The 8,296-nt window shown below is 68.1% G+C and carries 8 protein-coding genes; 3 read left to right on the plus strand and 5 right to left on the minus strand.

Features of this window, described 5'->3' with window-relative positions:
* Window positions 1–366: 366 nt before the first annotated feature.
* Window positions 367–1,113 (plus strand): IS5 family transposase, encoded by a 747-nt coding sequence (locus ACFU8Q_RS36085; protein WP_384462726.1) that lies wholly within the window; start codon window positions 367–369, stop codon window positions 1,111–1,113.
* Here ACFU8Q_RS36085 and ACFU8Q_RS36090 read toward each other — a convergent pair.
* A complete protein-coding gene (locus ACFU8Q_RS36090; RefSeq protein WP_384462729.1) occupies window positions 1,013–1,774 on the minus strand; it encodes a hypothetical protein in 762 nt (253 codons plus the stop codon). The two genes, ACFU8Q_RS36085 and ACFU8Q_RS36090, sit on opposite strands and share 101 nt — an antisense overlap.
* Before the next feature lie 340 nt (window positions 1,775–2,114).
* On the opposite strand from ACFU8Q_RS36090, the gene ACFU8Q_RS36095 reads away from it, so the two are divergent.
* Window positions 2,115–3,356 (plus strand): IS30 family transposase, encoded by a 1,242-nt coding sequence (locus ACFU8Q_RS36095; RefSeq protein ID WP_384462732.1) that lies wholly within the window; start codon window positions 2,115–2,117, stop codon window positions 3,354–3,356.
* Here ACFU8Q_RS36095 and ACFU8Q_RS36100 read toward each other — a convergent pair.
* The 3 genes from ACFU8Q_RS36100 to ACFU8Q_RS36110 all read right to left on the minus strand — a co-directional run bounded on the left by ACFU8Q_RS36100 (window position 3,301) and on the right by ACFU8Q_RS36110 (window position 7,065).
* Complete coding sequence (locus ACFU8Q_RS36100; RefSeq protein WP_384462746.1) at window positions 3,301–3,939, minus strand: hypothetical protein; 639 nt, start codon at window positions 3,937–3,939, stop codon at window positions 3,301–3,303. The genes ACFU8Q_RS36095 and ACFU8Q_RS36100 overlap by 56 nt on opposite strands.
* Window positions 3,940–4,414: 475 nt before the next feature.
* Window positions 4,415–6,310, minus strand: a complete 1,896-nt coding sequence (locus ACFU8Q_RS36105) for a hypothetical protein (protein ID WP_384462735.1) — start codon at window positions 6,308–6,310, stop codon at window positions 4,415–4,417.
* Window positions 6,295–7,065 (minus strand): ABC transporter ATP-binding protein, encoded by a 771-nt coding sequence (locus tag ACFU8Q_RS36110; protein WP_384462738.1) that lies wholly within the window; start codon window positions 7,063–7,065, stop codon window positions 6,295–6,297. The genes ACFU8Q_RS36105 and ACFU8Q_RS36110 overlap by 16 nt, the downstream gene beginning before the upstream one ends.
* Window positions 7,066–7,178: 113 nt before the next feature.
* Between ACFU8Q_RS36110 and ACFU8Q_RS36115 the strand changes: the two genes are divergently transcribed.
* Window positions 7,179–7,760, plus strand: a complete 582-nt coding sequence (locus ACFU8Q_RS36115) for a TetR/AcrR family transcriptional regulator (protein ID WP_384462741.1) — start codon at window positions 7,179–7,181, stop codon at window positions 7,758–7,760.
* A gap of 273 nt (window positions 7,761–8,033) precedes the next feature.
* Here the strand turns inward: ACFU8Q_RS36115 and ACFU8Q_RS36120 are convergent.
* A partial coding sequence (locus ACFU8Q_RS36120; RefSeq protein WP_384462743.1) for a hypothetical protein occupies window positions 8,034–8,296 on the minus strand: 263 nt, incomplete at its 5' end.

Below are 8,296 nucleotides of genomic sequence, written 5' to 3' on the forward strand. Positions count from 1 at the left end.
CGACACCTCGAAGCATCAAGGGCGGCCGCGTCTCGTATGTCGCTGATCGATGCAGTTCAGCAGGTCGGGTGACCTGCGACGTTAAACGTCAAGCTGAGAAGTCGTATCTCAACCGATCACGGAACGTGCGGGTCGAACAGGTTTCCCGCCGGGGTGATCTTCCCGTTGTGCGCGCATGAAGACAGGGCCTCTCGGTAGCTCGGGGATGCGAATCTAACCGAGCAGTGCCGGGAGGCCCTGGTGTCGTTGTTGTACGCGTCCGAGCCCGTTCAGTTCAACTCGGTCGCCCCATCGTGTGATTGCCTCGCGCATGTGTACGGCAATGCTGCCGATCACCCCGACCGGGAACGCCAGTATCCGTCGGACATGACGGACGAAGAATGGGCGGCCATCCGGCCCTTGCTGCCCACGCCGTCCTGGCTGGAGGGCCGGGGCGGGCAGCCCGAGGGCTACTGCCACCGCCAGATGCTGGATGCGATCCGCTACCTGGTCGCGGGCGGGATCTCCTGGCGGGCGATGCCCGCGGACTTCCCTGATTGGGGCCGGGTCTATGCCTTCTTCCGCCGCTGGCGCGAGCACTGGCTGGTCGCGGAGTTCCATGACCGGCTGCGCGGGAAGGTGCGGGAGCGCGAGGGGCGCGAGGCGGAGCCGACGGCGGGGATCATCGACGCGCAGTCGGTGAAGGCCGCCGCGAACGTTCCCGCTGCCTCACGCGGCTTCGGCGGTGGAAAGTTGATCAACGGGCGGAAGCGGCACATCGTGACCGACTGCCTGGGCCTGCTGCTGGTCGTGGCCGTGACCGCCGCGAATACCGGGGACCGCGAAGCGGCCGTCGGCCTGCTGACCCGGTTGCGGGCTCTGCACCGGGGCATCTCGGGCCCGGCGAAGTGCGCCGCTGATCCCGGCGCCCCTATCGGGCGCGGCCGTTCCGACAGCCGCGGCGGCAGGCCACCCGCCTTCGACCGAGAGACCTACAAACAGCGCAACACCGTCGAACCGTGCATTAACCGCCTCAAACAATGGCGAGACATTGCCACCCGCTACGAGAAGACCGCCACCATCTACCTGGCCGGACTCCATATCGCGGGCATCTTCCTCTGGTCCGGCCGCTGACCTGCCGGGGCTGGCCCAAGAAGCGGCCTTCGCGGTGGTCGGGGCTGATGAAGAGGAATCCGCTACCGTAGCCAAAGTTAAGGAAGAACGGATCATCCCCCGCGTCCTCTCCCCGGTCGGCGAATTGGCAGAGGAACAGCCAGGAATCGTCGTCGAGGCCCCAGACATGGCCGTTGGGCAGCACAGCCGTGCCGCCGAGGAAATCTTCGGGCCCGTCGCCGGACGGCAGGTCGACCTCCGGGCCCTCGTGCCGCATATAGCTCCACCATGCGGCGTGGTGATCGGCTGCCGCATCCACCTCGGGCGGCACTGGCTCCAAGTCGACCAACCATTCGACAGGGATCTCCGTCTCGTCGTGACCCCAACGCCACAGTGATCGTCCTCTGGTCTCGGGAGGCCCGATCAACGCGAACGAAGGCACCCTGCCGTCAGGCTGTATGAGCACGACGGCCTCGCCGGAGGCCGGGTTCATGCCCATGATCCGGCCCTCTTCCTCCAAGAACAGGTATGCCAGACGCACCTCGTCCCCCGGCACCCGGAACTGGCCAATGAACACCAGTGGCTCCGCAGTCTGTGGAGCCACTGGCCAGGCCGGCTCCTCCAGCCACACCGGCTGCCCCCCGAACTTGGAAACCGGCTCCGTCACCGGCTCATCGGCCATCCGCAGACCTATCTGCAGCCGAGGCAGGAAAGCAGCGTCATAGGGGCCCCGGGCTTCACCCGTTGGTCGCGAGATCACATCCGGACCGTACGGCATGACGCTGACACAGCGCGTGGGACCGCCACGACTAGCAACTCGCGTGATCCAAACGAAAGGCCCTAGCAGTAGCCGCTCAGATTGGCCCCGCCAGCTGGCGGCTTGGGTTCTAATGATCGTCGCAACACCCGACACCAGCGGGTGAGCGATGACGGATAGCAAGATCACCGCCGGGGGACGTCCGAACGGCAAGCGGGCGTCCCCCCAGGTGAAGCAACGGTTCCTCGAACTGATACATGAAGGCGTGAGTATCAGAGGAGCCAGCCGACTTGTCGGCATTAACCGCAGGACCGGCCAGGAGTGGGTCAACGGCCGCAACGAGCGGATCAGAACGACCACGCCCGGCCGGAAGGCGGTGCGGCCGGCAGTGCAGCCGCTGGTCGGCACCCGGCACGAGTCTCTGCCGCACCCTCGCAGGGACGAGTGGGTCGGGCACCAGCGTCGGATCTCTGACCGTTACCTGTCCGAGGAGGAGCGCATACGCATCGCCGACCTGCGCAGGGAGAAGCGGTCCGTTCGGTCGATCGCGGCCGAGCTGGGCCGCAGCCCGTCGACCATCAGCCGGGAGATCCGGCGAAACTGCAACCCCAACCTCAGGCCGAGCCACACCAGCTACTACCGCCCCTTCGCCGCTCAGAAACGCGCCGAGAAACGCCGGGCGCGCCCCAAATCCCGGCGGATCGACCAGCTCCCCGAATTGCGTGATTTCGTCCAGTCACGCCTGGACGAACGGTGGAGCCCCGAGCAGATCACCGAGATCCTCCGCCGGGACTTCCCCGGCGACCCGCAGATGCATGTCACGCACGAGACGATCTACCGGGCCCTCTACGCCCAGGCCGACAACAGCCTGCGGCGCGAGCTGACCCGGCGCCTGAGGACCGGCCGCAGCATCCGCAAGCAGCGTCGGCAGCCGGATCGCAGAACCCCGCGCTTCTCCCACCCGATGGTCCCGATCAGCCAGCGCCCCCTCGAAGCCGCAGACCGCGCGGTCCCGGGCCACTGGGAAGGCGACCTGATCGTCGGACCGAAGAACGGATCCGCCATCGGCACCCTCGTGGAACGCAGCACCCGCTTCACTCTGCTCGTCCACCTGCCGAACGGCCACAGCCCCGGCTACTTCCGCAAAGCGCTCCTTGCGGCCGTTGAGCGCCTGCCGCCGCACCTCAAGCGCTCCCTGACCTGGGACCAGGGTGCGGAGATGGCGCACCACTACGCCTTCTCCGAGGCGTCCGGTATCCCGGTGTATTTCTGCGACCCGCACAGCCCGTGGCAGCGAGGAACGAACGAGAACACCAACGGCCTCCTGCGGCAGTACTTCCCGAAGGGCGAAGACCTCTCGAAGTACACCAAGGGCGACCTGGACGCCGCAGCCGCCCAGCTGAACACCAGACCCCGGAAAACACTCGGCTGGGACACCCCAGCCGAGCGCTTCACCGAGCTGCTACAGAACGACCCCACCAACCACTCTGTTGCGACGATTTGTTGAATCCGCCGCGGCTGAGGCGGGGCCAGGGGTGGCCAGCCCGATCGGAGGCCACCGCCCGCAAGAGTTCCAGCACGGTACATCCTGGATATCCCGGGAAACTCGTGTAGTTGAAGCGGTAGTAGCAGCTCCAATAGCTAACCACTCGCCTCTGGGTACGGGCGAAGAAGGAGGGATTGTCCACGATGAACTGGCCGTAGGCAGCACGGAGGGTGGTGCCCGGCATATCAAGGTCGCTGAGTGCCTTCCGGATGACCACCAGGATCTCTACAACGTACTCACCGACCAACTGCACGACGTACGGAATGACCCAAGGCTCCGCAGAGCCAACGATGCATTCCAGGTGACGCTGGCGGACCCTCCCGTCATGGTGCCTGGTGTACAAGCAGTGCAGGATCATCAGCTGTCTTGGCGAGAGAGATTCCAGCGCATCAGCCGACGGTTCGTCGTTGTACAGCCGAGTGGGGATCGCGAGGAGCTGCCCCTGCGCGTAGACCGAGAACGGTTCCGCCGGCTTCAGCTGCGATGTCTTCATAGCTGCCAGGACCACCCGGACGTCGTCCGCGAGCGGGCTCGGGAACGCCATGCTCAGGTGGTCACTGTCGTCGAGAGGCTGGGGCACGGACCCCGTTGCCGTCCGCAACGCCTCGCCGAGAACGTCGCCGCTCCGCACATCGGTCTCACGCCGGAGGGCCTCGCCCGGATCCTGCAGATCCGGCCGCACGGCACAGCCGGATCTCGCTGCTCAGAGACGACGATGCCGTCCTGGCGGCAGCCCGATCCGCTGCGGTGTCGGCAGCCTCGGGCTTCGACCGAGCGGCCCAACTCATGGCCCGGCACTGCACGAGCGGCGAACCCCCGCACGAGCAGCGGCTGCAGCTGTACCACTACGGTCCGGACATTTCGCCGCTCAGCCGGCGGCACATCGATTTCCGGGTCGCTACAGCTTCGCCACCTCCCGCCCCGCCCCCGCCCGGACAAGGGCTACGGCCGCTGCGTGATCCGAGCCGGCGCGGCGCCGAGAAAGAGCCGGCGTGAGTGGGGGTGTTCCGGCGGTCGGGTTACGCGCGGACTCGGCGTGATTTGACCAGATAGTAGAGGCCTGTCACCAGCCCGGTGCTCAGGAGGACGAGGCCGAGGCCCATCATGGCGATGATCGTCGGCCAGCGCAGTCCATCCGGCAGGTGCAACGCCAGAAACCATGAGCGGTTGACCTCTCCCGTGGAGAGCATGATCGCGGGCACGACGCCTTGGGCCACCAGGGGCACCCAGCACAGCGTCAAGCTGACGATGACGTAAAGCCGCTGTGTGGTCGGGGCCAGGTCGAGGCCGAGCCGTTGGAGGCCCAGGTCGGGACGGCGGAGCGGTGGCAGGCTGACATCAGGCCCGCGCAGTCCGGTCGTGGCGGCCTCCCTGCCCTTGCGTGCGGGCCGGGTGCCGGTGCGGAAGTGATGGAGGAGTTCGGGGGCGGTGCTCTGGAGCCGGGTGGCCGTGATCCTGCCCAGCAGCCACGCCAGCGCCGCACCGGTGACCGCGCCTACCACCGGTCCCGCCCACGAGGGTCCGAGCCGTACGGCGAAGAAGGCCGGAGCGGCAGTGGCCGCGGTCAGGATCAGCATCAGCAGAACCTGGGTGAAATCGGTGCCGTTGTCCAGCAGATTGCCGCTCCTGCGGTGCGGGTCGGTCAGCGGAACCGGGCGCAGCACCGACACCAGTACGCTCACGCCCGCGCCGCCGCCCAGCAGGGCAGGGACGAGTGCGGCCAGCCACGGCCACTGCTCGTGCCGGCCGGACGCGGCGACCGGACCAACCGTGAGGATCACGGTGGGCGGCGTGGTGACCAGGAGCCAGCCGAGCTGGCGACCTCGCACATCATGCCGGGCGGCGCCGGGGATCATGATTTTGCCCCAGAGTTCGGTGCCGTCCTCGCCGTAGAGGTTGGCGGAGATCGCGGACATCCACAGGGCGAAGAGCAGTCCGGTCCACGGCAGGAAGACCGATGCGCCGACGATCAGCGGCAGCAGGCAGAACACCAGCGCGTAGCCCAGGGCGAAGCAGACGAAGTGGAAGCGTTGCAGGTCGCGGCTGTAGGTGCGCAATTCCCTGGCAACGACCGCGGTGACCGGGCCGCGCGCCCACCGGTCCGTGGTGGCGCCCACAGGGCGTCCGTTGGCGCGGCAGGTGGTCAACCGTCGCTGCGTCAGTACGGCCCAGCCGCACAGACACCCGATCCCGAGCACGGCCAGACCCGCCAAGGCAGCGAGTGCGGCGGGCCAGTCACCACGCCCGGCCGCCTCGACGGCGGTCAGCCCCCAGCCTGACGGCAGGGCATGCACCCACGTGGCGAAGGGGCTGGGAAATCCCGTGTTCAGGGCCGCGCGTACCAGGGGCTCCAGCACCCAGCCCGAGTGAAGGGCGGCCAGGACGGCCGCGCTGACGAATGCCGCCAGCGCGGCTCCGGGCCGCGACCGCATGACCTGGCCGAGCACAGCGGTGACCAACCGGGAGGACAGCACGGTGAAGACCAGTTGAAGCGCGACCGCGAGCACACCGACGGCGATGGCACCCGGGCCAGATCCGGCGGCCACGACCACGAGTCCGGTGAACGCCACCAGGGTCACCACCGGGGTGATGCCGACGAAGGCCGCCGACGCCAGGCCGGCTGTCAGAGCGCACGGGCTCAGCGCGTGGAGGGCGAAGTGCTCGGGGCGCAGTGTCTCATCCCCGCCACCGAAGAGCGCCGGGCCCAGCAACCAGCCGACCGTCCACACGGCAAGCGCGGCGCCGAGCAGGTCGAACCGCAGCGACTCGATCGCGTAGTGGTGGCCTGCGAGCAGGAGCACGGCTCCGGCGAGCGCCAGGCCGACCGCGCCGCCGACGATCATCTGCGCAGTTCGTTGCCCGGTCATGGAGTTGCGCTGGACGGCCAGCTTCATCCGGATCAGGACGCCAACCATGCCAGCCCCTCCGTCAGGGGCGACTGGCCGCCGACCAGACTCACGAACCGTTCCTCCAGGCTCAAACCGGCCCGGACCTCCACCAGCGACCCGGCCGCCACGACCCGGCCTGAGTCGATCACCGCCACGCGGTCGCACAACTGCTCCACCACGGCCATCACATGGCTGGACAACACCACGGTCCCGCCGGCGCGGACGAACCGCCGCAGGATCGCCTTGATGGTCGCCGCCGAGACGGGATCAACCGCCTCCAGCGGCTCATCCAGCACCAGCAGCTTCGGCGCGTGCAGCAACGCGGCAGCCAGGCCGATCTTCTTGCGCATGCCGGTGGAGTACTCCATCACCAGGGTGCGCTCGGCCGCCACCAAACCCAGGGTCTGCAGCAGTTCCCCCGCACGACGCTCGACCTCGGCGCGGTCCATACCGCGCAGGAGACCGGTGAAACGCAGCAGCTCCCGCCCTGTCAGCCGTTCGGGCATGGCCAGTCCGTCGGGCAGTACGCCGATCAGTTTCTTGGCCCGGGCGGCGTCCGCCCACACGTCGGCACCGAAGATCTCGGCCCGGCCCCCGTCCGGCCGGAGCAGTCCCACCGCCATCGACAGTGAGGTGGTCTTACCCGCTCCGTTGGGACCGACCAGGCCGAAGAACGATCCGCTGGGCACCTCCAGCTCGATGTGGTCGACGACGCGCCGGCCGCCGAATGCCTTGGTCAGACCGGCGAGCCGAAGCGCCGGACCTGTGGTTGCCGATCTCATGATCTCCTTCCTCAACCTACACGGCACGTGCCGTGCCGTTCCGTGCTGCGGAGCATGCTGAAGGAAGGCCGGAATTGTCAATACGGCACGTGCCGTTCCGTTATGGTGACGCCATGACCGCCAAACGCAGCAGTCGCGCCGCCGACCGGACCGAGGCCATCATGCGGACCACGCTGGAGTTGGGCCAGGAGGTCGGCTACGCCAAACTCAGCATCGAAGCGGTCGCAGCCCGCGCCGGCGCCGGCAAGCACACGATCTACCGCCGCTGGCCGTCCAAGGGAGCCTTGTTCCTCGACTCGCTCCTGTCGATGAACGAGCCCGGCCTGGACTACCCCGACACCGGCGATGTCGTCGCCGACCTCCGCAAGCAGATCCACGCGGCTGTCGACCTCCTGGGCGGGCCGCCCTTGGGGCCCTTGTACCAGGCCCTGGTGGTTGAGGCCCAACACGATCCCCAGGTCGCTGCCGCACTCAACGAACGCTTCATCACCCCGCAGGCCGACAAGACCGTCGCCCGGCTGAAGGCAGCCCGCGACCAGGGGCAACTGTCGCCCGACTTCGACCTGGACCTGGCGATGGCGATCCTGTCCGGTCCGCTGTACTTTCAGTTCCTGATCGCCCGGGAACCACTGACACACGACTACGTCGATCGTGTCATCGAGGCTCTCTTCGCCGGGATGAGACCGAGGAATTGAAGGGAAGCGCACGTCGAGAGTCTTTTCAGGAGCGGAAGGGCGGTGCTTCAGCGAACCCCCATGACGGGATCGTCGTCGACGGCGGGTACGACAGCGCGCCTTTCCGGGTCGCCTGCGCCGACGACGACGCCGAGACTTCCGCGCAGGAGCTCACGCGGTGTCTTCAGGCGCTCTCCCGCGCCGGCATCGTGCATTCCACGGCAGGTCAGATCGGCGGCTACGCGCTCTCCCGCGTCATGCGGTGGAGGCGCCGGGCCCGGCGGGTGAGGCCGCTCATCGCAGGTCCACGCGGTCGCCGGTGACCGTGGTGGTGACCCGGGTGCCGTCGGGGGCGAGGTCGGTCACGGTGACTTCTGGGGTGAAGTGGCCCCGTTCGACATCGGCTTCGGTGACGGTGACCTCGGCGGTGCGGCAGACGTAGGACTGCCCGGCGGCCAGGCCGGAGTACCGGCAGGTGGGCAGATTGCCCATGTTCCCGGTGACGGTGACATCAAGGGTCTTGGCGCGCTCGGCGGTCGCGATCCGCAGGGTCGGGT

The organism is Streptomyces sp. NPDC057543, assembly GCF_042801895.1.
Lineage (GTDB): Bacteria > Actinomycetota > Actinomycetes > Streptomycetales > Streptomycetaceae > Streptomyces.